General features: G+C 59.6%; 23 protein-coding genes. 13 read left to right on the top strand and 10 right to left on the bottom strand.

Going from position 1 to position 26,913, the window contains the following annotated elements; genetic code table 11:
* Nucleotides 1-34: 34 nt before the first annotated feature.
* The 7 genes from J2D77_RS04735 to J2D77_RS04705 all read left to right on the top strand — a co-directional run bounded on the left by J2D77_RS04735 (nucleotide 35) and on the right by J2D77_RS04705 (nucleotide 7,550).
* Complete coding sequence (locus tag J2D77_RS04735; protein WP_207845162.1) at nucleotides 35-1,291, top strand: PepSY-associated TM helix domain-containing protein; 1,257 nt, start codon at nucleotides 35-37, stop codon at nucleotides 1,289-1,291.
* Nucleotides 1,288-1,542 (top strand): hypothetical protein, encoded by a 255-nt coding sequence (locus J2D77_RS04730; protein WP_207845161.1) that lies wholly within the window; start codon nucleotides 1,288-1,290, stop codon nucleotides 1,540-1,542. The genes J2D77_RS04735 and J2D77_RS04730 overlap by 4 nt, the downstream gene beginning before the upstream one ends.
* The gene (exbB, locus tag J2D77_RS04725) at nucleotides 1,539-2,276 is read left to right on the top strand and encodes a tonB-system energizer ExbB (RefSeq protein ID WP_207845160.1); all 738 of its coding nucleotides are present in this window, start codon (nucleotides 1,539-1,541) and stop codon (nucleotides 2,274-2,276) included. The genes J2D77_RS04730 and exbB overlap by 4 nt, the downstream gene beginning before the upstream one ends.
* Nucleotides 2,277-2,281: 5 nt before the next feature.
* The gene (gene exbD / locus J2D77_RS04720) at nucleotides 2,282-2,770 is read left to right on the top strand and encodes a TonB system transport protein ExbD (protein WP_207845159.1); all 489 of its coding nucleotides are present in this window, start codon (nucleotides 2,282-2,284) and stop codon (nucleotides 2,768-2,770) included.
* Between the two features lie 38 nt (nucleotides 2,771-2,808).
* A complete protein-coding gene (locus tag J2D77_RS04715; protein ID WP_207845158.1) occupies nucleotides 2,809-3,639 on the top strand; it encodes an energy transducer TonB family protein in 831 nt (276 codons plus the stop codon).
* Nucleotides 3,640-3,670: 31 nt separating this feature from the next.
* A complete protein-coding gene (locus J2D77_RS04710) occupies nucleotides 3,671-4,186 on the top strand; it encodes a Fur family transcriptional regulator (protein WP_207845157.1) in 516 nt (171 codons plus the stop codon).
* Nucleotides 4,187-4,280: 94 nt separating this feature from the next.
* The gene (locus J2D77_RS04705) at nucleotides 4,281-7,550 is read left to right on the top strand and encodes an efflux RND transporter permease subunit (RefSeq protein ID WP_207845156.1); all 3,270 of its coding nucleotides are present in this window, start codon (nucleotides 4,281-4,283) and stop codon (nucleotides 7,548-7,550) included.
* Nucleotides 7,551-7,597: 47 nt separating this feature from the next.
* Here the strand turns inward: J2D77_RS04705 and J2D77_RS04700 are convergent, their stop codons facing one another.
* A complete protein-coding gene (locus J2D77_RS04700) occupies nucleotides 7,598-8,074 on the bottom strand; it encodes a cupin domain-containing protein (RefSeq protein ID WP_207845155.1) in 477 nt (158 codons plus the stop codon).
* A gap of 345 nt (nucleotides 8,075-8,419) precedes the next feature.
* On the opposite strand from J2D77_RS04700, the gene J2D77_RS04695 reads away from it, so the two are divergent.
* Nucleotides 8,420-9,907 carry a prolyl oligopeptidase family serine peptidase gene (locus J2D77_RS04695; RefSeq protein ID WP_207845154.1) on the top strand — a complete coding sequence of 496 codons (1,488 nt, stop codon included), beginning with the start codon at nucleotides 8,420-8,422 and terminating at the stop codon, nucleotides 9,905-9,907.
* A gap of 72 nt (nucleotides 9,908-9,979) precedes the next feature.
* On the opposite strand, the gene J2D77_RS04690 is transcribed toward J2D77_RS04695, so the two are convergent.
* Nucleotides 9,980-10,741, bottom strand: coding sequence for a LysR family transcriptional regulator (locus J2D77_RS04690; RefSeq protein ID WP_207845153.1), 762 nt, complete (start codon nucleotides 10,739-10,741; stop codon nucleotides 9,980-9,982).
* 282 nt (nucleotides 10,742-11,023) lie between these two features.
* On the opposite strand from J2D77_RS04690, the gene J2D77_RS04685 reads away from it, so the two are divergent.
* On the top strand, nucleotides 11,024-11,743 hold the full coding sequence (locus J2D77_RS04685) for a haloacid dehalogenase type II (RefSeq protein WP_207845152.1): 720 nt from the start codon (nucleotides 11,024-11,026) through the stop codon (nucleotides 11,741-11,743).
* Nucleotides 11,744-11,888: 145 nt separating this feature from the next.
* Here the strand turns inward: J2D77_RS04685 and J2D77_RS04680 are convergent, their stop codons facing one another.
* A complete protein-coding gene (locus tag J2D77_RS04680) occupies nucleotides 11,889-12,836 on the bottom strand; it encodes a GlxA family transcriptional regulator (RefSeq protein ID WP_207845151.1) in 948 nt (315 codons plus the stop codon).
* A gap of 97 nt (nucleotides 12,837-12,933) precedes the next feature.
* Between J2D77_RS04680 and J2D77_RS04675 the strand changes: the two genes are divergently transcribed.
* On the top strand, nucleotides 12,934-13,398 hold the full coding sequence (locus J2D77_RS04675; protein ID WP_207845150.1) for a nuclear transport factor 2 family protein: 465 nt from the start codon (nucleotides 12,934-12,936) through the stop codon (nucleotides 13,396-13,398).
* Nucleotides 13,399-13,457: 59 nt separating this feature from the next.
* Here J2D77_RS04675 and J2D77_RS04670 read toward each other — a convergent pair whose 3' ends face one another.
* From J2D77_RS04670 to J2D77_RS04650, 5 genes are all read right to left on the bottom strand, one after another.
* Nucleotides 13,458-14,588 (bottom strand): M24 family metallopeptidase, encoded by a 1,131-nt coding sequence (locus tag J2D77_RS04670; protein ID WP_207845149.1) that lies wholly within the window; start codon nucleotides 14,586-14,588, stop codon nucleotides 13,458-13,460.
* Nucleotides 14,588-15,625 (bottom strand): ABC transporter substrate-binding protein, encoded by a 1,038-nt coding sequence (locus J2D77_RS04665; protein ID WP_207845148.1) that lies wholly within the window; start codon nucleotides 15,623-15,625, stop codon nucleotides 14,588-14,590. Before J2D77_RS04665 ends, J2D77_RS04670 begins: the two co-directional genes overlap by 1 nt.
* 1 nt (nucleotide 15,626) lies before the next feature.
* Nucleotides 15,627-16,337 carry a type 1 glutamine amidotransferase gene (locus tag J2D77_RS04660; RefSeq protein WP_207845147.1) on the bottom strand — a complete coding sequence of 237 codons (711 nt, stop codon included), beginning with the start codon at nucleotides 16,335-16,337 and terminating at the stop codon, nucleotides 15,627-15,629.
* 26 nt (nucleotides 16,338-16,363) lie between these two features.
* Complete coding sequence (locus J2D77_RS04655; protein WP_207845146.1) at nucleotides 16,364-17,485, bottom strand: M24 family metallopeptidase; 1,122 nt, start codon at nucleotides 17,483-17,485, stop codon at nucleotides 16,364-16,366.
* Between the two features lie 595 nt (nucleotides 17,486-18,080).
* Nucleotides 18,081-18,980: a LysR family transcriptional regulator gene (locus tag J2D77_RS04650; RefSeq protein ID WP_207845145.1), complete on the bottom strand. Its 900-nt coding sequence runs from the start codon at nucleotides 18,978-18,980 to the stop codon at nucleotides 18,081-18,083.
* Between the two features lie 123 nt (nucleotides 18,981-19,103).
* Here J2D77_RS04650 and J2D77_RS04645 point away from each other — a divergent pair, with 123 nt between their 5' ends.
* From J2D77_RS04645 to J2D77_RS04635, 3 genes are all read left to right on the top strand, one after another.
* On the top strand, nucleotides 19,104-19,778 hold the full coding sequence (locus tag J2D77_RS04645; RefSeq protein ID WP_207845144.1) for a GntR family transcriptional regulator: 675 nt from the start codon (nucleotides 19,104-19,106) through the stop codon (nucleotides 19,776-19,778).
* Nucleotides 19,779-19,913: 135 nt separating this feature from the next.
* Nucleotides 19,914-21,524, top strand: coding sequence for an ABC transporter permease subunit (locus J2D77_RS04640; protein ID WP_207845143.1), 1,611 nt, complete (start codon nucleotides 19,914-19,916; stop codon nucleotides 21,522-21,524).
* Nucleotides 21,521-22,534, top strand: a complete 1,014-nt coding sequence (locus tag J2D77_RS04635) for an ABC transporter ATP-binding protein (RefSeq protein WP_207845142.1) — start codon at nucleotides 21,521-21,523, stop codon at nucleotides 22,532-22,534. Before J2D77_RS04640 ends, J2D77_RS04635 begins: the two co-directional genes overlap by 4 nt.
* A gap of 516 nt (nucleotides 22,535-23,050) precedes the next feature.
* Here the strand turns inward: J2D77_RS04635 and J2D77_RS04630 are convergent.
* Both J2D77_RS04630 and J2D77_RS04625 read right to left on the bottom strand, forming a co-directional pair.
* Entirely contained in the window at nucleotides 23,051-24,271 is a 1,221-nt protein-coding gene (locus J2D77_RS04630; RefSeq protein ID WP_207845141.1) for a M20 family metallopeptidase, read from the bottom strand.
* 73 nt (nucleotides 24,272-24,344) lie between these two features.
* The gene (locus J2D77_RS04625; RefSeq protein WP_207845140.1) at nucleotides 24,345-26,777 is read right to left on the bottom strand and encodes a TonB-dependent receptor plug domain-containing protein; all 2,433 of its coding nucleotides are present in this window, start codon (nucleotides 26,775-26,777) and stop codon (nucleotides 24,345-24,347) included.
* Nucleotides 26,778-26,913: the final 136 nt, after the last annotated feature.

Raw genomic sequence — 26,913 nt, 5'->3', positions numbered from 1 at the left:
CACTATTACACGCATTTGTGTGCGTGCCGTTTTCATGACCACCCGCGCGATTCGTCGCTGGTTCGTGGTCCATAAATGGACCAGCCTTGTCTGCACGCTGTTCCTGCTGATCGTGTGCGCAACCGGCCTGCCGCTGCTGTTTTCCGAACAGATCTGGGAGACGTTCGTGGGCGATGACGACCCGCCGTACGAGGTCCTGCCACCCGGCACGCCCAATGCCAGCCTCGATACGATCGTGAACAAGGCGCGCGCCCTCTACCCTGGCCAGATCGTCACCAATGTCAGCCCGGATGATGATGAACCCGCCGTGCTGGTCTCCATGGCGCCAAGCTGGCAGGCGCTGAAGGATGACGACAAATACCCCGACCGGCATTCCGGCCACTGGATCAAGTTCGACGCCCGCACGGCCAAGGTGCTGAAACAGTCCCGCCCGGCCGATGCGCCAGAAGAACCCCGGACCTGGACCGGCATTATCATGGGCATTTGCACCCGCCTGCATGTCAGCCTGTTCGCCTACCTGCCTGGCCGCCTGTTCCTGGGGCTTATGGGGGGTGTTTTCGTCGCCTCGCTGGTGTCTGGCATGGTGCTGTATGGCCGGTTCATGAAGCGGTTGCCGTTCGGCTCCGTCCGGCGGGACCGGGCAAGCCGGCTGACATGGCTGGACCTGCACAACCTGCTGGGGGCCGTCACACTGGTCTGGGCGACGGTGGTGGGCTTTACCGGGCTGGTCAATGAACTCCAGACCCCGCTGTTCGGCCTGTGGCGCGTAACGGATGTGCGCCAGATTCTCAAGCCCTATGCCGACCTGCATGTACCTGCGCAGGATCATCTGTCCTCCGTGCAGGCGGCGTTCGATACGGCGGCCAAGGCGGCCCCGGGGAACGAGGTGACCGGGCTTTCCTTCCCCGGTGCGTCCTTCGGCAGCCCGGTGCATTACGTGCTGTGGACGCGGGGTGCCACACCGCTGCGGGCCCGGCTGTTCACACCGGTGCTGGTCGACGCCCGTACGGGTGAGCTGACCGGGGCGTATCCCATGCCGTGGTACCTGCGCTTTCTGGAAATTTCCCGCCCGCTGCACTTTGGCGATTACGGCGGCATGCCGCTGCGCATCCTGTGGGCGCTGCTGGATGTGGTGGTGATTTTCGTGCTGGTCAGCGGTCTGGTTCTGTGGGTGGCCAAGCGCAAGATCGCGACCGACGCCCGGCTGCGCGCCCTTGGCTACGACCTGGACGATACGGACCGGGTCATGCCCGCGGGGTCTGCCCTTGCCCATCTGGAAGCCCGCCGATGAACGCCGTCTCTGCCGAAATGCCCCTGCCTTCTTCCCCTGATCCCACACCCCGTGCCCCGGTGGCTGTCTGGCCCTGGCCGATCGCCCTTGGCGTGCTGACGGTCTTTGGCCTGCTCTCTGCCCTGCTGGGCCAGCACGGCGTGTGGCTGGCCCTGTCCTGGGCCGCCCTTTCCGTTCCCCTCATCGTCACGGTCATCTGCCTGGTCCGGGCGTGGTGCCGTAGGCCGTCTGCCAAAGGAGGTCACTCATGACCCCGATTTCGTTCTCCCCATGGGACATGTTCCTCAATGCCGGTCCCGTGGTCCGCTGCGTCATGACCCTGCTGGTCGCAGCCAGCCTGCTGACCTGGACGATCTTAATCGCCAAGTCGGTCGAACTGCTGCGCGTGCGGCTCAAACTCCACAAGGCCGAGCAGACATTGGAGCAGGCCAATACGCTGGACGTGGGCGAGGAAGGCACGCGGCAAAGCGGCATTGCCCACACGCTGGTCATGGCGGCAGAGACCGAACGCAACCGCTCCGCCGACATTCCCGACGACCATGACGGCCTGAAGGAACGCATCGTGCTCCATCTCGAACGGCTGGAAGCCGCGGAAGGCCGCAAGCTGATGCGCGGCACCGGCCTGCTGGCCACCATCGGCGCCACCTCCCCCTTCATCGGCCTGTTCGGCACGGTCTGGGGGATCATGACCTCGTTTACCGGCATCGCCGCCAGCAAGGCCACCAGCCTGGCCGTGGTCGCCCCCGGCATTGCCGAGGCCCTGCTGGCCACGGCCCTGGGTCTGGTCGCAGCCATTCCGGCGGTGGTGATCTACAACCATCTCGCCCGTCAGTCCGCTGCCTGCCGCGCACAGGTGGCGGATCTGACATCGCTGGTCATGCGCCTGGTCTCGCGCGACCTGGGCCGCATGCAGGCCCTGACCCAAAGCGGGCAGGTGGTGCGGCTGGGTGCGTCGCGTGACGCCCGCACGGTGGCCGGGGAGTAAGCGGCATGATCCGCATCCGCCACACCGATGAAAGCCCGCATGAGGCCAGCGAGATCAACGTCACCCCGTTCATCGACGTCATGCTGGTGCTGCTCGTGATCTTCATGGTCACCGCCCCGCTGACCACGGTGAACGTGCCGGTGGACCTGCCCTCCTCCACCGAAAAGCCGGCCCCCCGGCCGGACGATCCGGTGTTCCTGACCGTCAAGGCAGACCACGGCCTGGCCCTGGGCGAGGACGACATCAGCACCGATGCCCTGCCCGCAGCACTGGAAACGGCGACGAAAGGCAACAAGGACGAGCGCATCTTCCTGCGCGCCGACAAGACGGTGGATTACGGCACGCTGATGGGGGTCATGGATAAGCTGCGCACTGCGGGATACCTCAAGGTGGCCCTGGTCAACCTGCAGGGGCAGGAAGAAGGCCAGGAGGCAGGCATGGTGACCCCCGGCGCTGCTCCCCCGGCCGCACCCGCCGCGGAAGGCGCGCCGTGAGCAGCACGGCAGACATGGTGGAGAGTGGACCTGCTGGAATGACGCAGCCTGCGGCCCCGCTCTCCTTTGCCGACTGGCAGCGCGAACAGGCCCGTCTGGCCCGGCGGCATGACGCGGCCCGCTGGGGCCTGTCCTTTCTGGCCGTGCTGGCGGTAACAGGTGGCGCCATCTGGTGGATCATGCGCCTGCCCCCACCCATGATGGCCGTGCCCGAGCCACCGCCTGCGGCCATCGCCATCGACATGGCGCCCGAACCTGTCTCCACCCCCACCCCGCCGAGCGATGCGCCCATCGGGCCCAAGCAGACGCAGTCCATCCCCGATCCGACCCCGATCGAGCCGCCAAAGATCACGGCCCCGCCATCGCCGGCACCCAATCCGCCCGTGCCGGTGCCCAAGCCCGAAAAACCGCGCAAGATCGTCAAGAAAAGCAAGCCGGTCCCGAACCTCAAAAAACCGATACCCGACAGGACACCCCCGGCCGAGACCACGACCGCCCCGCCTTCATCCGAAGCGCCACCGGCCCCCGCACAGGCAGCCCCCGCCCCCGGCGCATCCTCGGCCCATGCATCGCATGATCCGGTGACGTGGCAGGGCGCATTGCTGGCGCAGCTTGAAAAGTTCAAGCGTTACCCGGCCGACGCCATGGCCGATCACCAGGAAGGCGTGCCCACCGTGACGTTCTCCATGGACCGCAAGGGGCATGTGCTTTCGGTCACATTGGCCAGCAGTTCGGGCCATGCGCTGCTGGATCAGGAAGCGGTGGCCTTGCCCAAACGGGCCCAGCCGCTGCCCATCCCGCCCGACAGTGTGCAGGGCGATCCCATTACGCTGACCGTTCCGGTGGAATTCTACATCCATCAGAACTGACCGCTCCCGGTTTTTGACAAGGATACGTATCATGCTTCCATTTTTCGAACATCGCCGTTCTCCGCCCGATGTTGGCACGATCCGTCCCGGCATGGGGGCCAGCCGCAGGCAGGTCCGCCAGTTGGAAGCCCGCTGCGGGGAAGCAGGAGTGAAAATGACCGACCTGCGCCGCGTGCTGCTGCACGGTATTCTGGAGGCCGGAGAGGGTGCGACGGCGGTGGAAATCTGGAAGACGCTGGCCATGATGATGGAGGGGCATGCCCCCAGCCAGGGGTCCATCCAGCGCAATCTGAACCTGCTGGTGGAGCGCAACATCCTGCGGCGCGATGTCTCGCCCGACCGGCTGTGGCATTATCACATAGCCCCCGAACGCAAGGCAGCCCTTGCCATTACCTTTGTTGAAGCCGGAACAGGACGAAAAATTGCCTGTGACGCCCCGGAAGTGGCGACACTGCTGAAACGTGTCGCCGCCGAGCGCGGGCTGGCCCTGCAAGGCGCCTTTATCACCGTTACGCCATCAGCCGGGCCGGAAATGGAGGCCCGCTGAGGGTCGATCCATTTTTTTTCATCCGATTGCTGAAAAAATGGCGTTGCCGATCGTCTTATAGAATGAGCCCTCCCGCAGGGACGGGACATCCCCTTTGAAATTCATCGCCTGGTTCGTCCGTCGCCCGGTGGCGACAACGCTGCTGCTGGTCGGGACCGTGCTGTCGGGGCTGATCGCCCTGCCCCACCTGCCGGTTTCAGACCTGCCCGATGTCGACCTGCCGGTGATCTCGGTCTCCGCCTCCAATGCCGGGGGCTCGCCCGAGGTCATGGCCCGCACGGTCGCAGCCCCGCTGGAGCGGCATCTGGGCAATATTGCCGGTGTCACGCAGATGGTCTCCACCTCCACACGGGGTGAGACCTCCATCTCGCTGGCTTTTGAACTGGGGCGTGACCTTAATGGCGCGGCACGTGACGTAGAAGCCGCGATCCGGGCCGCGCGGCGCGACCTGCCGACCACGCCGGGGTCAGACCCGCAATATCACCGCGCCAACCCGAATGCGACGCCGGTGCTGATCCTGGCGGTGACACCGGGCATGCAGTCGATGACACGGCTGTACGACCTGGTAAACACGACGCTACGCCCCATGCTGCTGCAGGTGCCCGGCGTGGGCGATGTGAAGCTTATGGGCAGTTCCACCCCCGCCGTGCGGGTGGAGATGAACCCGCTGCTGTTCTTCAAATACGGCATGGGGTTTGAAAACCTGCGCGCAGCCCTCGCCTCGGCCAATGCGCATACACCGAAAGGCGTGATCGACATGGGCGGGCAGCGCTATCAGCTTTCCGTCAATGATCAGGCCGAACATGCCGATGCGTACCGGGATCTGGTGATTGCCTATAAAAGCGGCCGCCCGATCCGGCTGCGCGATGTGGCGACCGTGACCGACAGCATGCAGGACGTGAATGCCGCCGCCTTTTTCGATGGCAAACCAGCGCTCACCCTGATGGTGCGTGCCCAGCCGGGGGCCAATCTTGTCGGCATTGTCGATGCGGTGAAGGCGCGCCTGCCGCAGTTGCGCACCCTCATGCCGCCGGGGGCGGATATTGCCGTGGCGCGGGATGGCTCGGCGGTCATCCGGTCTTCGCTGCACCACACGCTGGTCACGCTGCTGGCCTCCTGCGTTCTGGCACTCGCCGTGGTGTGGGTGTTCCTGCGCTCGTGGACGGCATCCGTGGCAGCCGCAATCATCGTGCCGTGCTGCCTGATCGTAAGCCTCGGGCCGATGCATCTGGCAGGGTTCGGGCTGGACAACCTCTCGCTCATGGCGCTGACGGTGGTCACGGGTCTGGTGGTCGATGACGCCATCGTGGTGATCGAAAACATCATCCGCATGCGTGAGCGGGGTCTGTCGATTGATGAGGCCGCCCTTGCGGGGGCCAGCGAAGTCGCGTTCACGCTGCTCTCCATTACCGTGTCGGTGCTGGCGGTGTTCGCACCCATCGGGCTGGCCGCGGGGCTGACGGGACGGCTGTTCCGGGAGTTTGCCGGCACCGTCGGCATAGCCGTCACGGTGTCGCTGATCCTGTCCTGCATGGTGACCCCGTGTCTTACGGCCTTGTGCATGCGACTGGCGGGGGACAGTCGCCCGACCCATGATGGCCATGCCGATGCCGCCGGTTTTCTGGATCATGAGAAGCACAGCGGCAGCCTGTATCGCCGGATACTCGAAACCTGCCTGAGCCATCCCGGCAGGACGGCGTTGCTGCTGCCGCTGACCCTGCTGGTGGGCGTGGTCCTGTTCACCCGCATGCCCAAGGTCGTGTTCCCACGCCAGGATGTGGGCATCGTGTCGGGTGGTTCGCGTGCTACGGGCAGTTCTCTGGCGGATACGAAAGCCCGGCTGGAACAGTTCAGCCGCGTTCTGCTGGACGATCCCGCCGTCACGCATGTAATCGCCTATCTGGACACGTCCGAGGGGGCCAGCCACGGCATGGTGTTCGCCACATTGCGCGACCTGTCCACCGGACGGGCGTCGGGCACCGAAGTGGCGGCTCGGGTCGTGGCGCGGATGGGGAAAGATATCCACGCCGAATACCATGCCCAGGCACCGGGCAACATCATGATGCGGGTGGGATCGAACAGCAGCGGGGTCAGCTACATCCTGCGCAGCGAGGATGACCGCCTGCTGGGACCGGCGACCCGCAAGCTGGCCCAGGCCCTGCGCCACCACCCCGAATTTCGGGATGTGGACCCCGATGTCAATCCGCCCGGACAAAGCATTACGCTGGCGATTGAGCGCGATACCGCAGCGCGTGTCGGTGTTACGCCGCAGGTGATCGGCAAGATGCTGTCCGACGCGCTGGGCCAGACCACGGCCTCGGTCGTCTACACGACACACGGGCAGTACAACGTGGTGCTGACGGTAGAAAACCGGTTCCAGCGCGATCCGGAGATGCTCAGGCAGTTCTGGGTCAGTCCCTCCGGCGGTTCGGCGTCGGGCAGTTCCGCATCCAACACCATCCGGGTGGTGACATCGGCCATGGCCAGCGCGTCGAGCAATAGCACCGCCTTTAAAAACCAGATCGCCAATGCGCTGGCGGGCGGGGCCAATACCTCGACCGGATCGGCAGTCGCCACAGGGGCGGAAATGCTTGTGCCGCTCTCGGTGGTCACGCGCATCACCCCCAGCCTGGACCCCGTGGCGGTAACCCATCTGGGCTATGCCAGTTCCGCATCGCTGGCACTGGAACTGGCACCGGGTGTGAGCCTGTCGCAGGCACAGGCCATTATCGAGCAGGAATGGCGCACTCTACACCTGCCACAGACCCTTAGCGGACAGTTGCAGAGCGATGAGGGGGATCTGGACAAGAGCAACCGGGACGGGGAAATCCTGATCATCGGCGCAGTACTGGCCGTCTATCTCACGCTGGGCATGCTGTATGAAAGCGTGTGGCACCCGCTGACCATTCTTTCCACCATTCCCTCAGCGGGGATCGGGGCGGTGCTGGCGCTGGACCTGTTCGGGCTGCCGTTCTCGGGTATGGCGGTGATCGCCATGCTGCTGCTGACCGGCATTTCGCTGAAAAACGCCATCCTGCTGGTGGATTTTGCCGTCCATGCCGAACGCGAACGCGGCCTGACATCACGGGACGCGATCCGCGCGGCCTGCCTGCTGCGCCTGCGGCCCATCGTCATGACCACTTTTGCCGCAGCCCTTGGCGCGCTGCCACTGGTGCTGATGGGCGGCTACGGCATGGAACTGCGCCAGCCGCTGGGCATTGCCCTGATCGGCGGGTTGCTGGTCAGCCAGGCGCAGACCATGTTCACGACACCCGCACTCTACCTGCTGGTGGCAAAAATCGCGATATTCGTCCGATCATCGCAGGCACGACACCAACGGCGATCAAGGTCCGGGAGCCGATGAACGGCTTTATCGCAACAGGCCGGTGCGCAAAACGCGGGATGCTGAGGTCAGGCTTGAGGGGCAGGTCCGTGGCAATCCGCCGCATTGCCGGCGTCGTGACCCGGATGGCCGGGTTCCCATCCGGGTGGCGCCATCTCGAATCCTGCGAAGGTAAAGCCCGGTGCGACCATGCAGCCGACCAGCACCCACGCGGCGTTGGTTTCCGCTGCCTGCCATTCACCCGGCTCGACGCAGGCCTGGAGCACCTCCCCTTCGGCAAGGTCTTGACCGAGGCGGCGCGTGGTTACATCCGCGCCGGACCATGTATGCAGGCGCAACGTGCCCCCACCCTGATGCAGCCAGATCTCGCTGGCATCGACTTTATGCCAGTGCGAACGTTGGCCCCGTTCCAGAAGATAATAGATCAGCGAAGCACATCCTCGCCCATCACCGCCGGTGTGCCGATCGCGCCATGTTTCGCGGTACCAGCCTCCCTCCGGGTGGGGAATAAGTCCGAGCTGGTTGATAATGTCCTGCGCGGTCATGTGCGTTCTACCTCTCCGCCGAAATTACCGGATTTTGCAAGAACAGGGTCATTGGCCCCCTTGCTGCCGGTTCCCAATATCGGCCAGAAGGACGGAACGGTCCATGACCTTGAGCGCAAACGGGCGTGCCAACCCGGCTTTATCGTCAGCATGGCAGCGGACGGGACGATGGAACGAATTTCTAAAATATGTTCGATCCGCAGCCCTTCTCATGCTGTGTCCGCCCCAGAACAAGGCTTGCACGGCAGTATTTTACACGAGAACATTGAGGAATAATCCGTTGATCGTCTGAAGGAACACGCCTTTTAGACCACCGGGATTGTGAATATGTTGGGAGGAGAAGCCATGACGGATGTCTCAAGACGCAATTTCGTGACCGCCGGGGCCGTTCTTGCCAGTGCCGTCTCGACCATCGGGCTGGGCGTGCCGCGGGCTCAGGCTGCGGATGGAGGGCATGGGTTTATGGCGGCGTCCTCCCCCGGGCCGGACGGTTTCGACGGCCCCGGCCCGCACCACAGGAAAACGCCCGGGCTGCAAGGAATTCGCGCCTTATGCGAAGTAACCGGCGGTGGAGAGAAAGTATACGGCATCGCGGTGGAATACGATGCCGCCATCGATCCTGCCAGCCTGGCGCCGAACACCTATATCACCGCGGTCTTTCCCGCGGCCAAAGGATTCTTCGCCGGCATGCCGCACGAACCCGACAAGAACGACACCACGGCGGTCGCCCGCCCGCGCGCGGTTTTTGCCATCTACACCAACAGCGAACCAGCCCTGCGTCCCGACGGAAAAAGTGTTGCGGGCCGGTTCGTCATTACCGAATTCAGCCATGACCCGGACCTCAGTCTCCCCACGACAGATAGTGACCGGGTTACGCTGATACAGACCCGCGATGTCCGCACAACGGGTGGGGTGACTTATCCCGCAAGCAAAACAGTCTGGAACAATACCGGTCGACACGGGAACAACGTTGTTATCCGGGGTGTGGACGGGTGGGAACAGAACCACTGGTGGTGGGACGATACGCGTTCGGCCTGGCTGGAATACAGCATCTACCTGCCGAAATCCTTTCTTGCGGAAGGGGGAGAAAACCGGTCCTACCCGTTAATCCTGGCCGTAACCCATTCGGGAACGAGCCCCGATGGCACCTGTGCGCAGACACTGACCGAACAGTGTATTGCCAGTATCTGGAGCCTGCCAGAAGTGCAGGACCGGCACGAATGTGTGGTCATCACGCCGCGTTATGAACGCACGACCATGAATGATTACTGGGAACACACATCCGATGTCGAGAACACGTACAGGCTGGTTGAATCCCTGCTGAGCAATACGTGGAATTACGGCAACCCCAACATGGCGGATCGATGTGACAAGACCCTGAAAATCGACCCCGAAAGGGTCTATTGCACGGGCTGGTCCATGGGGGCCATGACCTCCCTATGGCTTATGGCGAAGCACCCACGGACCTTTGCCGCCGGCCTGATCATTGCCGGTCAGCAGCGCCCGGCTGACGTGGTTGCGCTCGCTCATCAGAAAGTTCTGATCATAACCGGGTCGGAAGACAACAAGGCCACGCCGTGGAATGAAAAATGCCTGCCCGTATGGAAACAGGCCGGGGCGAAAATCACACGCCCCGAACATAACCTCGACCCTGCGCTGATCTTCCCCGTCGATCGGCAACAGGCATTGACCAGCCAGATCAATGGCTACCTTGCAGAAGGTGGCAACATCACCTTCCTGACATTTGAAGGCGTCGATCACATGGGTTCCGCACGGAAGTTTTTTCATATCGAGGCCGCCCGTCACTGGCTGCTGGACCAGGTCCGAACATAGTACCGACCTTGCAAGGGAGGTAACGCCCAGGGAAGGCCCCCGCTTGCGGGGCAGCCACCGCGTAACGCCTGTTTATGGAACAGCTTGTCCCTTCGTTCCCAAGCTGGTGCCAATCAGTCGGAGGGACGTTCTGGAGGCCTGATCCGACAAGGCGGAATACAGCACGACCTCCTGATCTGGCAGCGGTGGCAGATGCAGCGCGTTCCCGACATCGACAACGCCCGATGGCGCCACGCGGTGAGCAAGGGCCGCGACGGCCAGGCCGGCCATCACCGCCGCGCCGAGTGTTGCGACACCTTCACCGACAAAGGTTTCCACCCAGGGAATCGAAGCCGACTCCAATGCGCCGACGATCATGGCGCGGATGGCGCACGGGCTGGGCTGGACAGCAATCGGCAGGGGAGATCCTGCACTCCATGACCAGCTGGGCGCTGCCATCCAACCGAATGTTTCATACCCGACGATCTCACCCCCTCGCCTGGTCTCATCAAGACGTAAGACGAAGGCCGCCCCGATATCCCCGCGATCCAGCGCTTTGAGAATCTCGCGCGTCGTACCGACCTTCATCTCCAGCCGAAGGGACGGATCGTAGTCATGGAGTCGGGCGAGCAATGCGGGAATCGTCGGTCCAAACAGATGGTTGCCAAGGCCAATAACCAGCCGCCTTTGCCTGGTATTAAAGGCGTTACGGGCAAGACCGTGCGCCGCTATCAGATCGCGTGCCGGTTGAAGGAATATCTCCCCCGCAGGCGATAACCGTACGGACCTGGGCGTACGTTCGACCAGTTGATGGCCAAGTTGTTCTTCCAGTTTCCTCAGGCTTCGTGCTGACACCCGACTGCCTGGTGTTCAATGCCGCCGCCGCCCGCGTGAAACTGCGCAATTCGGCGATCATCAAAAATGTCTGTACGGCGTCGAGGTCGAGCGTGCTCATTCTGTCATCCTGAAAACCGATCGCTGAAATACTATACAATCCTATTCCAAAATAGAGAGCTTTGAGTCTTCCTGTATGGGCAGCTTGCGACGCGCAATGACAAAAGAGAGCAACGTGGCGTCAACAACGGCCGCGATTCCGAACGATGCGGCTGGTATCATGGAAAAGAAGGAAATCCGGTTATGGGTCTGGAAGGTGTGCGTGCCCTGCTGTTCGATGTTTTCGGGACCGTAGTCGATTGGCGCGGGGGTATTACGCGTGAAGCGGCACCGTTTCTCAGGCGCCATCAGGTGAAAGCCGATCCGGCCGACTTTGCCGATGCATGGCGGCGGCGCTATTCACCCGCGATGGAAGAGGTACGCCGGGGCAGGCGGCCCTTCACGCGCCTTGATGTGCTGCACCGGGAAAACCTTGTGGCGATCCTGCCGGAATTCGGGATCGACCCGGCAGACATCCCCCCTTCGGAGCTTGACGCGCTGACTCTGGCTTGGCACCGGCTCGACCCCTGGCCGGACTCCGCTGCAGGTTTGCAGCGGCTGAAGACCCGATACATCATTGCACCGCTATCGAACGGCAACATCATCCTGATGCTCGATATTGCCAAGCGGGGCGGGCTCCCGTGGGATGCCATTCTCGGCGCAGAGGTAGTACAGGCCTATAAACCCACACCGGAAGCCTATTTGCGCACCGCCGATATCCTGGCGATGCGGCCTGAGGAGCTTTGCCTGGTGGCAGCCCATAACGACGATCTGGCAGCAGCACGGAAGTGCGGCCTGAAAACAGCCTTCATGCCGCGGCCGACCGAACATGGGCCGGAGCAGAAAACCGATCTGACAGCGGCACAGGATTGGGACATTGTCACCACGGATATGGGAGCACTCGCGCAACATATTGGCCTTTAAGGTGATAAAAACGATAAAGGTTCCTGGGTGTTGCCTTTTTTCAAAAAGACGATGGCCTCTGAAGCTTTTTGGAAAAAGCTTCACCAAAAACTTTCCTGAATTTACGGACTATTTCGTAGACTGACTTTTGAAACACTCCCACGGATTATCGCGTGGCATTCCGCCGGATCGCCTGCGGGGGCAGTCCAAAGGCACGCAGGAAAGCGCGCCGCATCCGTTCGGGGTCATGGAATCCCGTCGCGATCGCAATGGCTTCGATCGGGGTTGTCGAATGCACGACCCGCTCATGGGCGGCCTCCAGACGGAGGCGCTCAACGGCCCTGGCGGGGCTTACCCCGACAGATGAACGAAAGGCACGGGCAAAATTGCGCGGGCTCATTGCCATGTGCTCAGCCAGCGCATCCACCGTAAGGCGCTGTGACAGCCGTGCACGTATCCAGCCAAGGAGCGCGGTAAAACGTTCCTCCCCACCATCCATTTCCAGCAGGGCGGAAAACTGTGACTGCCCGCCGGGGCGGCGATGGAAGACCACCATCTGCTGGGCCGTCCGGCGCGCTATGTCTTCTCCAAGGTCGCGGGCTATCAGCGCAAGGGCGAGGTCGATCCCGGCACTGATCCCGGCCGATGTCCAGACCGGTCCGTCATGGATGAAAATGGCATCGGGCTCCAGCGTTACGTCAGGGAACAGACCTGCGAATTTCTGCGCCTGCTGCCAATGGGTGGTCACGCGTCGGCCAGTCAGCAGGCCGCAGGATGCCAGCACGAATGCACCGGAACAGACACTGCACATGCGTCGTGTCCGGTCCATGCGGTCCTGCAGGAATGCCCGCAAGCCGGGGCAGTGCATGGCCTGGTCATGACCGTTGCCACCGACGGTAATGAGGGTGTCAAAGATCTCCCCCACCTTGTCCAAGGCTGTCGTCTGTACGGCGATTTTTGACGAGGATAAAACCAGCCCACCCTGGCGTGACAGCATTGTCAGGGCATAAGCCTGCCCACTGAGGCAACCCGCGAGTTCGAAAGCGGTGGCGGGGCCGGCCGCGTCCAGAAGCTGGAAGTCGGGATAGAGCACGAAGCCGATGGATCTGACCATGTCTGAAAATGAGGGATCATTGTCATTTCGTCAATGGCGGGCAGAAGACAGAATGGTTCAGCAATTTTGATTGCCACACCGGATCAGGAACCCGCCCATGTCACGACCGCCATTGCCGCCTTTCGATCTCGAAAGTGCCACACTCAAGGTCCGTCTTGCCGAAGATGCCTGGAACAGCCAGGACCCCGCACAGGTGGCGCAGGCCTATACGGTGGACAGCCAGTGGCGCAATCGGACGGACTTCCTCCGCGGCCGGGACGAAATCATGTCCTTCCTGACACGCAAATGGGGTGCGGAGCAGGATTACCGTCTGATCAAGGAGCTATGGGGCTTTCGCAACAACCGCATGGCTGTCCGTTTTGCCTATGAATGGCATGACGGTACGGGCCGCTGGTTCCGGTCCTACGGCAATGAAATGTGGGAATTCGACGAGGCCGGGCTTATGTGCCAGCGATTTGCATCGATCAACGATCTGCCTATCGCGGCCGAAGACCGGCTGTTTCACTGGCCAGGCGGAAGGCGCCCGGACGATCATCCCGGGCTTTCGGAGCTTGGGCTTTAGGCATTTATGAAGCCCAAAGGCCCAGTTTCCAAAAGGTCGTTTTATCCCTTGAAGACGGTTCAAACCACGAACAATTGGCGCGGGAAATTGGTCAGGCGCTCATATCCGTCGTGTGTTATCGTGATCGTTTCCGAAAGACCGAAGCCCCGGGCAAGCAGGTAAGTATGGAAGACCATCCCGGGGCGAAAAACCCATTCCGCGCGGGGGTGTGCCTCCAACTGTTCTCCCCCGTTGGGCTGGAGCAGAAGACCGATGGAGTAGAAGGTCTTGTTCGTGAAGCTTTTGCGCAACCCGGCCGAAAGAATCCCGTCACGATAGATCTTGTCCGGTACGGTTGCCGCCACACCGGGTGCTACGGTAGCCAGGGCACGGTCCTGCACCGCTGCCATGATCTCGAACTGCCTGTAATCCTCGTCCGAGGCCGCGCCGACGCGCATCGGACGCATGAAACGCGCGTGATAGTTGCGAACATTGGGGGTCGTTTCAAGCTGCACGATATCCCCGTAAGACAAACGGCGGTCACTGTATGATCCGTGCAGATGGAATGCCCGCTCACCCGATGACAACACCCCCGGCCCGGGCAGGTCGCTGCCCGCCAGGATCATCGCAGAACAGATCGCGGCTGCCATGTCGCGCTCCGTCGCACCAGCCCGTGCCGCCGTAATGCCGGCCTGCATGCCTGCTTCCGCCGCAAGGGCTGCTCGCCGCTGGTAGGCTATTTCGGCTGGTGATTTGATCAGGCGCAAGGAGGATACCATCTGCCCTGCATCCTCGAATACCGTATCCGGAAGACCGTCACGCAGGGCAAGATAACGCGCCGCATTCAGTGGCCATGCCGAAAGTTCGATCGCCAGACGGGATCGCGGCCCAAACTGCCGACGGATTTCGTCAATGGCAACGTCAATCGGAACGTCGCCATCGGTCCAATAGCGGGCATTGCTATAAGCGGATGTCTGCTGGATCGCATGTTCCTCGACATCGCGACAGATAATGGTCGGGGCACCTGACGCCGGGATCAAGGCAAGCTGGAATGTGCCGTACGCCTTGGTGAAATAGCCCGTAAGCCATGTCACCGATTCAGGCAGAAACGCAAGCAGGGCGTCATATCCCTGCCGGTTGAGAGCCTCCTGCACGGACGCCACGCGCCCCTGATACTCTGAATAGGAAAAAGACAAAGTCTGCTCAGTCATTATCCACCTTGCATAATAGCGACCAGTTTCGGGGTAATATCGGCGACGTGGGCGGCCCACCAGCCGATATCAATGACGAGTGTATCCGAACCCGGGACCGGTTCAGGCGGCAGGCGCGCCTTGGTCTTTGCATCCAGCAGGGCCCAGGCATCGGTTCTGACAGGACCATAGGCCAGATATCGGCTCAGCCTCGACTGTGCCTCCAGCGAGGAAATGTAATGCAGAAGAGCAAGAGCTGCGTCCCGGTCCGGCGCACCCTTGAGCAGCAGGTAATACCCGATCTGGGTCACGCTCTGGTTCCACGAAATTGCAATCGGCATACGGGCATCGATCGCGTCCTGAAACCTGCCGTTCCATCCAAGCGCCATCACAGCCTCGCCGCTGGCCAGCGCCATGACCGATTGTGCGGCGGAAGACCACCATAACGACACATAAGGCCTGATGGCACGAATCTTGTTCAATGCGCGGGCAAGACCTGCCGGAGTAGACAATGTCGGATACACTTGCTTGGGCGACACGCCATCCGCCAGAAGAGCTACCTCCAGCAGGCCTGTCGGGCGGGCAGGCAGGATGCGCTGGCCCGGGAACTTCTTGACATCCCAGAAATCCGCGAAGGTCCGTGGAGCATTCGTCGGAAAGGCATTGGTCGAATACCCCATGACGATCGAGAACATCTCGGACGGAACGCCGTACTCGTTCCACGCATTAGGGATCAGTTTCGAACGATCCACAATGCCGTCTGGTATTTTCTGGAACAGCCCAAGCTGCACACCCTGCATGAAGGCGGCGCCGCCCATGCCGATAAGATCCCAACTGACGACCCCGCTTTCCACCATCGCGCGGACCTTTGCCAGCAGAACGCCGGTATCTTCCAGAATAGTGATGTGCGTTTTCTGGGAAAACGGTGTCAGCCACGCTTCACGCGTGGCTGACTGGTAGGAACCGCCGCCAGTGACAAACACCACCTCGGCCGCCTGAACACGCGTGCCAGCGCCGAGAAGAATAGCCAACCCCGCCAGCCACGCAAAACACTTCATGTCAGGCGCCCCCTTCGCATACCCGGACGAAGCGTCTGAAAATCGCCCCTGCCTTGGTCATGTCGGGCGGGTCATGCGCCAGCAGATCCACATCCGCGCCATCGCGTTCCAGCCTGGGGCGCCGTTCCTCCAACCATGCCGCAACGTCGTTCCGTCCCACTTCGGGGTGACCCTGCACGCCCCAGATGGATGCATCGCGATAACGCCAGATCTGGTTGGGGCATATATCGGAAGAGGCCAGAATGGTCATGTCTGGATGGTCGGCCCGCACTTCATCGTTATGCCAGACAAACATCTCGACAGACTCACCAAAATCCGCGCAAAGCGGATCGGTGCTGGCGGCGGCGGATGTCGGAAGGACCTTGAAGCCGACTTCGCAGGATGACCGCCGAAAAACCTGGTCCCGGCCACATAAGGCCGATGCCAGGATCTGATGCCCGAAACACAGGCCCAGCATGGGAATATTCCGTGCTGCCGCCTCACGTATGAGATCGTGTTCACGATGAATGAACGGGATATCTTCATACGCACCATGCGGACTGCCGGACAGCACAATACCGGCATAGCCGTCCAGCGTATCCGGGAACACGTTATTGAACGCCCAGGCAAGTTCGACCTCAACCCCTTCGGCCATCAGACGCTGGTCAAGTCGTGCGCTCGACAGGAGCGACGGGCCATTGGACAGGTAGAGAATTTTACGTGGGGACGTCATAGGCGGTATCTCACACTCTCTCCCCTTCAGGAAATGACGGTCAGAGTCGGAGGAAGACCGGTCAGCACTTCGGGCGCCCCGTCACGGATGGCAAGCGTATGGCCGACCCCCATCGCGTAACCGGTATCGGAATCCCCCAGCATGACATGGTAGAATAACGTCATGCCCGGTTCGCATATCATCGGGTTGCCGGAATAAATCATGGGCGGAACATCCATGCTGGTCGGCGCATAGCTGATACCGACGCTGTATCCCGTGGCACCGAAACGATGCGCCCGATAACCCGCATTATCAAGCCCCTGGGCATGCGCATCAAACAGTTCTCCAAGCGTGACACCGGGGCGGGAAATCTCGGTCATCCGGGCCAGTGTCCCGCGCACGGTGTCATACATCCGTTTCTGCGTGTCGGTCGCCGTGCCCAGTACAATTGTCCATTCTGTTTTTACGTTATAGCGTCTGTAGGAAACAGGATATTCCACCAGGATCTGATCGATTTCAGCCAATGCCCGAGGCTGTGTCACGCCGCGTCCGTACACGGCGCGGCTGCCCGAATTGAACAGGGGCGCATTGGGCGGCATATCTCCGCCAGAGCCAAGCACGACCGAGAGATATTGCGCAGCCAGGGCCGAATCCATAACGCCGGGCCCAGCGCTTTCGATTACGGCATTCAGCGAACGATCAAGAATCCTACCTGCCTTGCGCATGACGTCTATTTCTTCGGGGGATTTTATCAATCGCAGGAAACGCACAAGATGGCGGTCGAACTCAATCGTGCAGAAACCGTCCAATGCGCGCTGTAATCGCAGCAGATTCCAGCCCGTCAGGCCGTGCGTACTCATCTCCACGGCGATCCGCTTGCCCGCCAGCCCCTTTTCACGCAGGATATCACGCAATGTTTCGGCAGGATTGGCGCTTTCGCTATCCCACCAGATCCTGATATCCTTGATCGTACTGGTTACACGCGCCTGCAGCAGATCTGGGCGACGCGTCAGCAAAATCGGCTCCGACGGGGCCGCGGTCACCAGCATGGTCTGGAAATAGACAAAGCCGCCGGTATCGTAACCCGTCAGCCAGTAATGACTTTCCTGTGCAAAGACCAGGACCGCATCGAAATTTTCCTCGACAAGCCTTGCACGCAATCTGCTCATGCGGCTGGCATATTCGCTATCGGGAAACAGCCGCTGCGGAGTACTTTGTGTTGTCGGAAACCTGTCTCCGGAAATACCTTCTGGCATGATCATGATCGGCTGCCTTATCTGGAAATACGATACGAACTGCATGCAATGGCTGCCGTGGCTGCATCCCACAGGGTCGGTGCCAGATCTTCGCACACTCCGCTCATGCGGCGGTGGCAGCTTCATGCGGCATCGAACCCGTGAAAGCCGATGGTGAATTCATGCAAAAAACCGGCCTGCACTCCATGGCGTATCGCTCATCCGTTTTTTGCGAATCCATAAAAAATGACCTCTACCACAGCCAAATTTCAGAAACGCAGGGTGCATATGCGTAAAATCTAGCGCACGAAAGAGAGAAGTCCATATCAGAAATTGTATATTCAGACCTCATAGTTAGTTAACGGAAACGATCCCCATCCGGATTCTGCCTGGCCTGTCACGGCATATTCCCGGCCAGGAACACACAACCGGCAAGGCTGCCTCCCGATATCGTGACTGCAAGCACGAAACGCTGGAGCGGGATCGCGGCTGAACGAATGATCGGCAAAGCCGTTCAATAATGCGGCAATTAGCCGGAATAGCTGACCACACATCCCTGCTTGGGCGCGACATCTTCTATTGCCCTGAGCAATCTTGCGATCAACCGTCCGTGCGGGGACAATGTCGCCCAGAACAGGCCGATCTTGCGGTGCGGCACGGGTGCCGGCAGTCGAATTTTGCGGACATGCAGGCCACTGGGCCAGGGTGACGCCCAGTCCGGCACCAGCGAGACACCAATGCCTTCATTGACCATGACAGCGATCGATTCGAGCGAATCAAGCTCAAGCTGTTCGCGGGGGCGCAGGTTATGGCGCATCAGATAAGCATCGGTGAGGCGTCCCCCCCAATGGTTGCGGTCGTAGCGGATAAACGGGCGTTTCGCCATGATTTCGAACGGATCGTCGGATGTTTCATCGGATGGCGCCAGCAGGACCATCGGCTCCGTTCTTATCGTGTGCCAATCGTATATCTTAAGCAGATCGAAAGGCGGTTCGACAATGAACGCCGCGTCCAGCACGCCTTCCTGGACCATGGCATGCAGTTGCGATGACGATCCCGGGACGACATACATGTCGATTTCGGGATACTGGTTGAAAAAACGGCGCAGAATCGCCGGCAGCACGCCCGTAAGCGCCGTTGAGATCGCTCCGACCCTGAGTTTTCCCGTGGGCCGATCAAGACCGGCAACGGCGCGCAGGCTTTTGACATGATCGAGGATTGTCCGCACTTCCTCCAGGATTGCTGCGGCATTGGGCGTTGGCCGCACCGTGCGCCCATGGCGCTGGAGCAGGTCATGGCCAATTTCCGCTTCCAGCGCATTGATGCGCTGGGCAATGGCCGCGGGCGTCACGTTCAGGGTACGGGCAGCCTCGGCCAGGGAACCCCGCTCAATCACCACCAAAAAGGTTTCCAGAAAGCGCGTGTCCATTCCGCTGCATCCTCCTCCGTTCGTCGGGCCTTTATATAGTGTGCTTCGCCTGCTGGAATATCTTGTGAAGACCTGAGGTATACCACTTGCATATCAAATATCATAGCGCTATCGTAACGTACTATGAATTTTCCGAAACTCTCCGATCAAGCCGCACCCGAGTCCCTGGCTCTTGTGGCTTACAACCGTTTGCGCGCGTTGCTTCTTGCTGGCGAACTCGCGCCTGGTTCCCTGATTCAGGAGCGCAAGCTCGCCGAATGGCAGGGCCTTTCCCGCACACCGGTGCGCGACGCACTTAATCGCCTCGAAACAGAAAGGCTGTTGACCCGAAAAGATCGTCTCCTGTTCGTCACCACCATTTCGGTGCGCGAGATTATCGACATCCTGAATGCACGCCGCCTGCTGGAAAGCGAGGCCGCCCGCGCTGCTGTGTCCAGGATGAGCGCTGCCGAGATTGCCTCTATCCGAGCCGCGATTCTGGAAATGGGCAAGGCGGGAGAGGTTAGCGATAACCTGCACTGGCAGGTGGACGACATGGTGCATTTCGGAATTGCCGACGCCGCCGGGAATTCCGAAATCCGGCGCATGATCGGTGAACTGCGGCAACGCACGCGCATGTTCGGCATGCGCCGCATTCCCAGTCGCTTTGAAAATGGCATGAACGAACATCTTGCCATTCTCGATGCGATCGAGGCGCAGGATGCCGCCCTGGCCGCCGAACGCATGGCCCATCATATCGACCGCGCACGACAGGCGATTGTCGCAATGCTGCAGGAAACGCAGGATCATGCCATTTAAAATGCTTATCCCTTGCCGGAGCCCGAGGGAACATAATGCCCTGCGCCGGCACAGCCGGCCACGTCGCGCGTTCGCGGCCATCCGATGAAATGGCTTTCTCTCCCGCGCCCGGGGCGATCGCTCGCCATTCTTCCCATGGCGATGTTTCTTGTCCTGTTCTTTATCTTGCCGCTTCTGCGGCTTTGCCTTCTCAGCCTCTCCGACCCGGCAGGTCCGTTTGCAGCCTATCTTCGCCTGATTTCGGTACCGGCCTACCGAAGTGGCCTGCTGGCGACCTTCGGCATTGCCGGCATGGTAACGGTGCTTTCCGTCGTGGTGTCCTATCCGGTCGCCTATCTGATGGCGAGCGTAGGGCCACGCCTGGCCGCCCTGCTGGGGCTATGCGTGCTGCTGCCGTTCTGGACGAGTTCGCTTGTGCGGACAACGGCCTGGATCATCCTGCTGCAACGGTACGGCGTCATTAATACTCTCTTGCTCGAAGCCGGCCTGATCCGAACGCCAATCGCTTTTATCTATAATCTGTCAGGCGTTCTGATCGGCATGACGCATGTGCTGATGCCCTTTGTGGTGCTGCCGCTCTATGGCGCGTTTCGCGGGCTGGACCGGGGGCTGCTCGACGCTGCCGAAAGCCTGGGGGCGACCCCGTTCACGCTATACCGGCGGATCATCCTGCCCCTGACAGCCCGAAGTGCGTTCGCCGGCGCCGCAATCGTCTTCATGAGCGCGCTTGGCTATTACGTGACCCCGGCACTGATGGGTGGCGCACGGGAGACAATGGCCGCGCAGTTGATTGCCTTCAATATCGAAGATCAACTCGACTGGCCAACCGCCAGCGCGCTTTCGACCGTTATCATCGTGGTATCGCTGGTCATATTCGCAGCCGCCCATATCCTTGGGGGCGGGAAAAGCCTGTTCGGCGGGTCCGCGCCATCCACCCGTGGCGTGTCCGGCACTACCAGCAGCCCGCGGCGTTCTGCCCTGGACTGGGCGCTCGCGACCTCGGCAGTCCCCATACTCGTCTTCCTGGTAATGCCGATCCTGATCATCGCCCCCATGAGCCTGGGCAGCTCCCCTTTCCTGTCCTTTCCTCCGCGCGATCTGACCCTGCATTGGTATCGGCTTATCGTTACGCAGTCGCAATGGGTGTACGCATTGTGGAATTCGCTTGCAGTCGCGGCCATCGCGGTGCCGGGCGCCAGCCTGCTGGGCACCTTCGCAGCAATCGGACTCGATGGGCTGCGCGGGCGGCTAAGAGCGATGACCGAAATTCTGATGGTAACGCCAATAATCACGCCCGCCATCGCGCTGGCATTGGGTCTTTATTACGAATTCGCTCCCTTGCGACTGCTCAGCGGCCATTGGGGTTTGGGTATCGGGCATATCGTGCTGGCGGCCCCGCTTGTTTTCGTGAGCGTACGCACGTCCCTGTCGCGCTTCGATCCCACCCTGATCCAGGCAGCACAGGCGCTGGGTGCCGGCGGTCTGCGGATCGGCGCTCAGGTGTTGCTGCCCGCAATCACACCGGGACTTGCAGCCGGTGCGATCTTTGCGTTCATCACCAGCTTTGATGAAGTCATCATGTCGCTGTTTCTCACCAATGTACGAAGCCGTACATTGCCCCGCCTGATCTACGAAAATGTATCCGAGGACATCAATCCTACAGTCGCTGCGGTCTCAACCCTGATCGTCTTCGCGACACTTCTGATCCTGCTCATGCATGTTACAATCGTAAGGCGCCGCTCATGACCGCATCCACACGGAGCCAATCCGCCCTGGGTCAATCCGTCGAATTGGAAAACATCCGCAAATCCTATGGACAGACGGAAGTGCTCAAGGGCATCTCCCTCCATGTCGCTCCCGGGCGTTTCTGCACGTTTCTGGGGGCTTCGGGTTCGGGCAAGAGCACATTGCTGAAAATTCTTGCCGGATTTGAAAAACCCGATAGCGGTCTCCTGAAAATAGGTGGCCGCGATATGGCCGGTGTGCCTGTCCGCAAACGGAATATTGGCATGGTCTTTCAGAACTATGCCCTGTTCCCCAACATGAACGTTGCCCAGAATATCGCCTTCGGCCTCAAGACCAGGAAACTGGACAAAGCCGAAATCCACCGTCGGGTGAACGAAATGTTGGAAATGACGGGTCTGCAGGGACTGGGAACACGGCTGCCTACAGAATTATCCGGCGGCCAGCAGCAGCGCGTGGCCTTGGCCCGGGCCTTGGTTATCCGCCCCGATCTGTTGCTTATGGATGAACCGCTGGGCGCATTGGACCGTGCCATCCGTCAGTCCCTGCAAGGGCAGATCAAGGATATCCAGCGCGTATTTGGCATTACGATCTTGTTCGTAACCCATGACCAGGAAGAAGCACTGCATCTTTCCGACGAGATCGTCGTCATGAAAAACGGTACCATAGAACAGGTGGGGCCGCCCCGTACCCTCTATACCCGTCCTGCATCCCGTTTTGTGGGTAATTTCCTGGGCGAATGCAATTTTTTACATCTGGACGGCCATGATTACGCCGTGCGTCCGGAAGCGATCGCCACCGGCGCGGATACGGAAGGGCTTGATATCCATCTGGAAGGCGAAATCCGGCAGATTACCTTTCTGGGGCCGAGCCAGAGATTTTCCGTTTCGGTCGGCGACAGGAATTTTACCGTGACCCGCCCCCTGCGCCCCAACGATGAGGAACTTGCCGTCGGTACACGCCTGCGGATCGGCTTCAGGCTTGCGGATGCAACACGCCTTGCCTCCGGTTGACACGTCACCCGCAAAGGAAAGCCGCTGGAACCCGATTGATGGCCGCTACCGTGTTACCAGGCGGAGATGCAGCCCAAGAACTGACGACCTTGACGAAACCTTGCGGAAAGTCCCTTCGGATTTTACCTGATCACAGAATGGCACTCCCACCCCCTACTGCCCGGAAATAGACCGGCAAGCGGCATGACATCGCGCCGGGCAAGTCCTGGCAGAGCGGTTTGTCAAAAGCTGCAATGACGGGCTGCGGGATGAATGACGCTGTTCATATCCTGACCCCGTTCCCGCCAGCTTCTGGCAAATGGCGGGACGATTACAATACAGTGCCGTATTACCGGCCGGGAGGCAGGACACCTGCCCAGCCGAAGAAATTATCGGGCGCCTGCACCACCGGAATTTTGAGGATCAACGCGGGGTCAGCGGCAGCGGATATCCCCCGTCCAAGCGGACGGGCGCTTTCTCCCGATCGGGCTGGGCGACACATCTGAGAATTCGGTTGTGGTGGTAAAACCCCTGAAGCTACGCTTCTTCCACTCCACATATATCCAGAATGACGAGCATATAAATCCGGATCATATCCAGATAGTCGATGATATCCACCCGTTCATCGGGCATGGTGTTATAGCGGCCCCCTGGACCACAAACCACACCTTCCAGCCCCAGTTCATGATACAGGTGACCGGCGTCAGTACCGTAAAACCGGGCCGGCTTATCCTCGCCGGTGGGCTGCGGCGTGCCACGCACCAGTTCATAAGCTGCATTGAGCGAGTTCACAATGCGGGATGACGGAGACACTTCAAAGGCCGGCATTCCTTCATCACCAGTGACTTTTACCTGAAGGCCGGGGAATTCCGTTGCCAGAGTCTGCAGTTCTTTTTCCAAAGTAGCCATGACGCCTGCGAAAGTTTGACCGGGTGCATACCGTGCCGATCCTTTCAGACGGACGAAATCCGCAACCTGCGGCGGACGCCAGTCTGCAAAATCATTACCCAGGGCACCCCTTATCACCCCGACATGAACCCTGTTCAGAGCTTCATGCGCGGGGGACAATGCACCGGGAAAAGTCAGTCTGTTCAGTCGCGGCACCAGTTCACATGCGGCTGCGATTGCATCCGTTGCATCTTCCCGCTTGGAAAGATGCCGTGTATTGCCGGTTAGTTCGATGACAAACGTGCAACTGCCGGCATGCATCGTGACAGCGCAAAGGTCTGTCGGCTCGCTATTGATGAAATAGTCCGCTGTCACCCCCTGACGAATCGCGGCAACGGTTCCTACCCCTCCCTGGAGTTCACCGACCACGAACGTCAAGATGACGTCACCGCGCAGTTTTATTCCCATCCCGATCAGGGCCCGCAACGCGCAGAAATATGCTGCGTCGCCGGCCTTCATATTTGACACACCGATACCGTAAATGAATTTATCGTCGACGGGTGTCCGCCACGGATCTACCGTCCAGCCCTCTGTTACCGGATTGGTATCGAGATGGCCGTTGAATAGCAGGCTTTTTCCCCCACCAACCCCTTTCAGCCGTCCTATTGCGTTGTAGCGCGTAGCCCCGTTCTTGCCCTCAAATGCCTGATATTCTGCGCAAAGTCCTATTTTTTCCAGCTCATCCACCATGATACGAGCAAGTTCTTTTTCTCCGTCGGTTTCGGAGTAACTCTGGCAGCGTACCATCATCGACAGGAAATCGAGGCAACTCTTTTCATCGATACGGGCGATAATATCAGCTTTATCCATCGGGGGACTCCGAAATTAGGGAAACAGACCATTGACGCAAAAGAACTGCGAAACCTATAGGTTGGGACGAATCTCAGAACTGGGCCGCGGCCTGGAAATAGTAATAGCCACCATTGAAACCAATTCCCTGATAATCGACGTCATAAATCAGAACCTGATTCACTCGTGTTTCGCGGGGCATTTTACGGGGATATTCATTCCCGACGTTAATGCCACCCAGGGATACGCGCCAATTCTTGTTGATATCGTAGGAAACCTGAAGATTGGTCTGGTAACGTGCGGTCTGAGCAACCCGCAGAAACTGCGTGCCCGAATAGGCCAGCGGACCGTAATAGTATTCCAGCGTCGATGTGCCATGCCCGTAGCGGATTTCATGCACGGCGAATGACCATTTGTTTATGCTCCATACCCCGCCAAATATAAGCTTGCTTTTGGGATACGGGTTTTTCAGGTAGCTTTGCTGCTGCGCATTCAATATCGGATTGCCGTAGAGATTATTATTGACTTTCGTTATCTTGGTATTATTCAGGTTCAAGGAAACGTCCCAGTCTATGCGACCAAAACGGTTCAGGTTTGTTAAGTATTGGGCACCGATATCGACACCCTGGGTTCTTGTGCTTGCGCCATTGGCAAAATAATAGGCCCTGACGGAAGAGGTCGAAATGCCGGCCGGAATGGAAAAACCCTGGGCGGCAAGGGCCGCGACTGCGGGTGCTCCAACATATGTTCCGCCTTGCACGATACGATCACGTATCGATATTTGGTAAGCATCGATATTGATATGAAGATTTCTTACCGGCGAGAATACAATACCCGCACTGAAATTTGTGGAGCGCTCGGGCTTGAGCGCACCGCCCCCCAGGGCTTTTGCCGCCGTGGACCCCGGCCTGAGAATAGCGGTAACCGCTGTCAGTGACGAACCGATATTATTATAGTTCGATTCTGCCAGTGTCGGAGCACGGAAACCATTGCTGACTGTACCGCGTATTGCGATTTTTGGCGAAATATCATAGCGGGTCGATATTTTACCGCTTTCTGCGTCCTGGGAATTTGTATAGTGCTCATAGCGGCCGGCAAGATCGACACGCCATTTTGGCAGGATCTCGTCACTGATATCAATGTAGCCCGAGGTCACGTCACGATGCGAGTTTACGCTATTCGCGGGTGATGTCCCAAATTGCGATTGCGTGCCCGACCCGTAATACGATGCCGGGTCACCGGGCAGGAGACGCCAGGTCTCATAGCGATATTCTGCGCCGAACGACAAATTGATTGGCCCCGCCAATAAGGGCGTCTTGAAAGAGCGCCTGAAATCAACATTTGTCGTCCACTGGCTGTTTCGCGACGTGTTCTGATGAAAGAACGTCGGCGTGGTTCCATAGAGTGCATAGAGCGAGGTATTGCCGCTTTCAAAAATATTGTCGTGGTTAATATCTTCCCCATATGTTGTGGACACATCCCAATCGAAATAGGCTTGACCTTTCAGCCCTGCCGTTACGCCGAAATCATCTTCATTATTTGCCATTTGCGGCGAATACCCGCCGGGATGAACGGTGGGAAGGTCGTTGGCGCTACCAGGGGCCCGGTTATATTGAAAAGCCTCGGAATTACGATGGCCATAGGTGGAAAACGAGTAAAGTTTCAAATGCGGCAGGAACTCGTATTCCATATTATAGCCGATTGTCTCACGCAGTTCGCGCGGGTTTCCCAGGATATGGTTATTGTGATCGCCGGTCCATGACGCTGGCGTGCGATCTGTATGATCCTGAAACTTCGCCTCGGCGCTGAGAGACAGAAAACCTCGATCTTTCAGATTCATGCCGTAATTGATGTACTCATCGGACGTAAATCCGTCACCGGCATAATACCCGCCGTTATTGGTGTTCAGCGTAAGGCCCGTCTTGTTCTTTTTGAGAATAATATTGATGACACCCGCGATCGCGTCCGAACCGTATTGGGCCGCAGCACCGTCGTCCAGAATTTCGATATGGTCGATCGCGGATCTTGGAAGCATGCCGAGATCGACCGGCGTGGTTCCAAACTGCGGACCGGCGTTGTTCTGGAATATTGCCGACGTGTCGCGGCGCTTGCCGTTGACGAGTATGAGCGTCTGATTTGAGGTCAGGCCGTGCATGTTCAGAGTTTCTGCCATACCGGCACTGCCCCACGACATGGCCGGCATACTGACGGAGGGAGCCAGTTGCACCAGGGCCTCACGCAAGTCGGCCGAACCTGTACGAAGCAGTTGCGCAGTCGTCACCACTGAAATCGGACTTAGACTTTGGCGGACAGTAGCCCGCGGGTCCCGTGTTCCGGTGACGATCAACTGTTCTTCCGAAGGTTGGTGGTCCGCGACCGGCGTGGCCTTTTCAACCGCGGGCTGCGTTTTAACCGTTTTCGCATCACTGCTGGCGTTATTCTTGACGGTCTTGGGAGCCGCGTAGCCTGTCGTCACCATGCTCCCGCAGAGTATGGTCGATAACAGAAAGGTATAACGATTAAGCATATTCACGTCCCTGGAACGAATTTATTATAAATCGAGCTTTCTCTTGGTAGGACTCTATACCCGGACGTTCCATATCATTATGTTTTCGAAACAATATGAAAGCACGGAAGCTATTGCCCGCTTTGATTTGTTTGAT

The sequence above is a fragment of the Acetobacter garciniae genome (assembly GCF_017377735.1).
GTDB lineage: Bacteria > Pseudomonadota > Alphaproteobacteria > Acetobacterales > Acetobacteraceae > Acetobacter > Acetobacter garciniae.
The sequence above is the reverse complement of the archived record's forward strand: the minus strand, read 5'-3'. Positions and strand labels throughout refer to the sequence as shown.

What these genes read in the sequence shown, in the direction of transcription:
- J2D77_RS04735 (WP_207845162.1), top strand. Translation starts at nt 35, where the DNA reads ATGACCACCCGCGCGATTCGTCGCTGGTTCGTGGTCCATAAATGGACC.
- J2D77_RS04730 (WP_207845161.1), top strand. Translation starts at nt 1,288, where the DNA reads ATGAACGCCGTCTCTGCCGAAATGCCCCTGCCTTCTTCCCCTGATCCC.
- exbB (WP_207845160.1), top strand. Translation starts at nt 1,539, where the DNA reads ATGACCCCGATTTCGTTCTCCCCATGGGACATGTTCCTCAATGCCGGT.
- exbD (WP_207845159.1), top strand. Translation starts at nt 2,282, where the DNA reads ATGATCCGCATCCGCCACACCGATGAAAGCCCGCATGAGGCCAGCGAG.
- J2D77_RS04715 (WP_207845158.1), top strand. Translation starts at nt 2,809, where the DNA reads ATGACGCAGCCTGCGGCCCCGCTCTCCTTTGCCGACTGGCAGCGCGAA.
- J2D77_RS04710 (WP_207845157.1), top strand. Translation starts at nt 3,671, where the DNA reads ATGCTTCCATTTTTCGAACATCGCCGTTCTCCGCCCGATGTTGGCACG.
- J2D77_RS04700 (WP_207845155.1), bottom strand. Translation starts at nt 8,074, where the DNA reads ATGACCGCGCAGGACATTATCAACCAGCTCGGACTTATTCCCCACCCG.
- J2D77_RS04695 (WP_207845154.1), top strand. Translation starts at nt 8,420, where the DNA reads ATGACGGATGTCTCAAGACGCAATTTCGTGACCGCCGGGGCCGTTCTT.
- J2D77_RS04685 (WP_207845152.1), top strand. Translation starts at nt 11,024, where the DNA reads ATGGGTCTGGAAGGTGTGCGTGCCCTGCTGTTCGATGTTTTCGGGACC.
- J2D77_RS04680 (WP_207845151.1), bottom strand. Translation starts at nt 12,836, where the DNA reads ATGGTCAGATCCATCGGCTTCGTGCTCTATCCCGACTTCCAGCTTCTG.
- J2D77_RS04675 (WP_207845150.1), top strand. Translation starts at nt 12,934, where the DNA reads ATGTCACGACCGCCATTGCCGCCTTTCGATCTCGAAAGTGCCACACTC.
- J2D77_RS04670 (WP_207845149.1), bottom strand. Translation starts at nt 14,588, where the DNA reads ATGACTGAGCAGACTTTGTCTTTTTCCTATTCAGAGTATCAGGGGCGC.
- J2D77_RS04665 (WP_207845148.1), bottom strand. Translation starts at nt 15,625, where the DNA reads ATGAAGTGTTTTGCGTGGCTGGCGGGGTTGGCTATTCTTCTCGGCGCT.
- J2D77_RS04660 (WP_207845147.1), bottom strand. Translation starts at nt 16,337, where the DNA reads ATGACGTCCCCACGTAAAATTCTCTACCTGTCCAATGGCCCGTCGCTC.
- J2D77_RS04655 (WP_207845146.1), bottom strand. Translation starts at nt 17,485, where the DNA reads ATGAGCAGATTGCGTGCAAGGCTTGTCGAGGAAAATTTCGATGCGGTC.
- J2D77_RS04650 (WP_207845145.1), bottom strand. Translation starts at nt 18,980, where the DNA reads ATGGACACGCGCTTTCTGGAAACCTTTTTGGTGGTGATTGAGCGGGGT.
- J2D77_RS04645 (WP_207845144.1), top strand. Translation starts at nt 19,104, where the DNA reads ATGAATTTTCCGAAACTCTCCGATCAAGCCGCACCCGAGTCCCTGGCT.
- J2D77_RS04640 (WP_207845143.1), top strand. Translation starts at nt 19,914, where the DNA reads ATGGCGATGTTTCTTGTCCTGTTCTTTATCTTGCCGCTTCTGCGGCTT.
- J2D77_RS04635 (WP_207845142.1), top strand. Translation starts at nt 21,521, where the DNA reads ATGACCGCATCCACACGGAGCCAATCCGCCCTGGGTCAATCCGTCGAA.
- J2D77_RS04630 (WP_207845141.1), bottom strand. Translation starts at nt 24,271, where the DNA reads ATGGATAAAGCTGATATTATCGCCCGTATCGATGAAAAGAGTTGCCTC.
- J2D77_RS04625 (WP_207845140.1), bottom strand. Translation starts at nt 26,777, where the DNA reads ATGCTTAATCGTTATACCTTTCTGTTATCGACCATACTCTGCGGGAGC.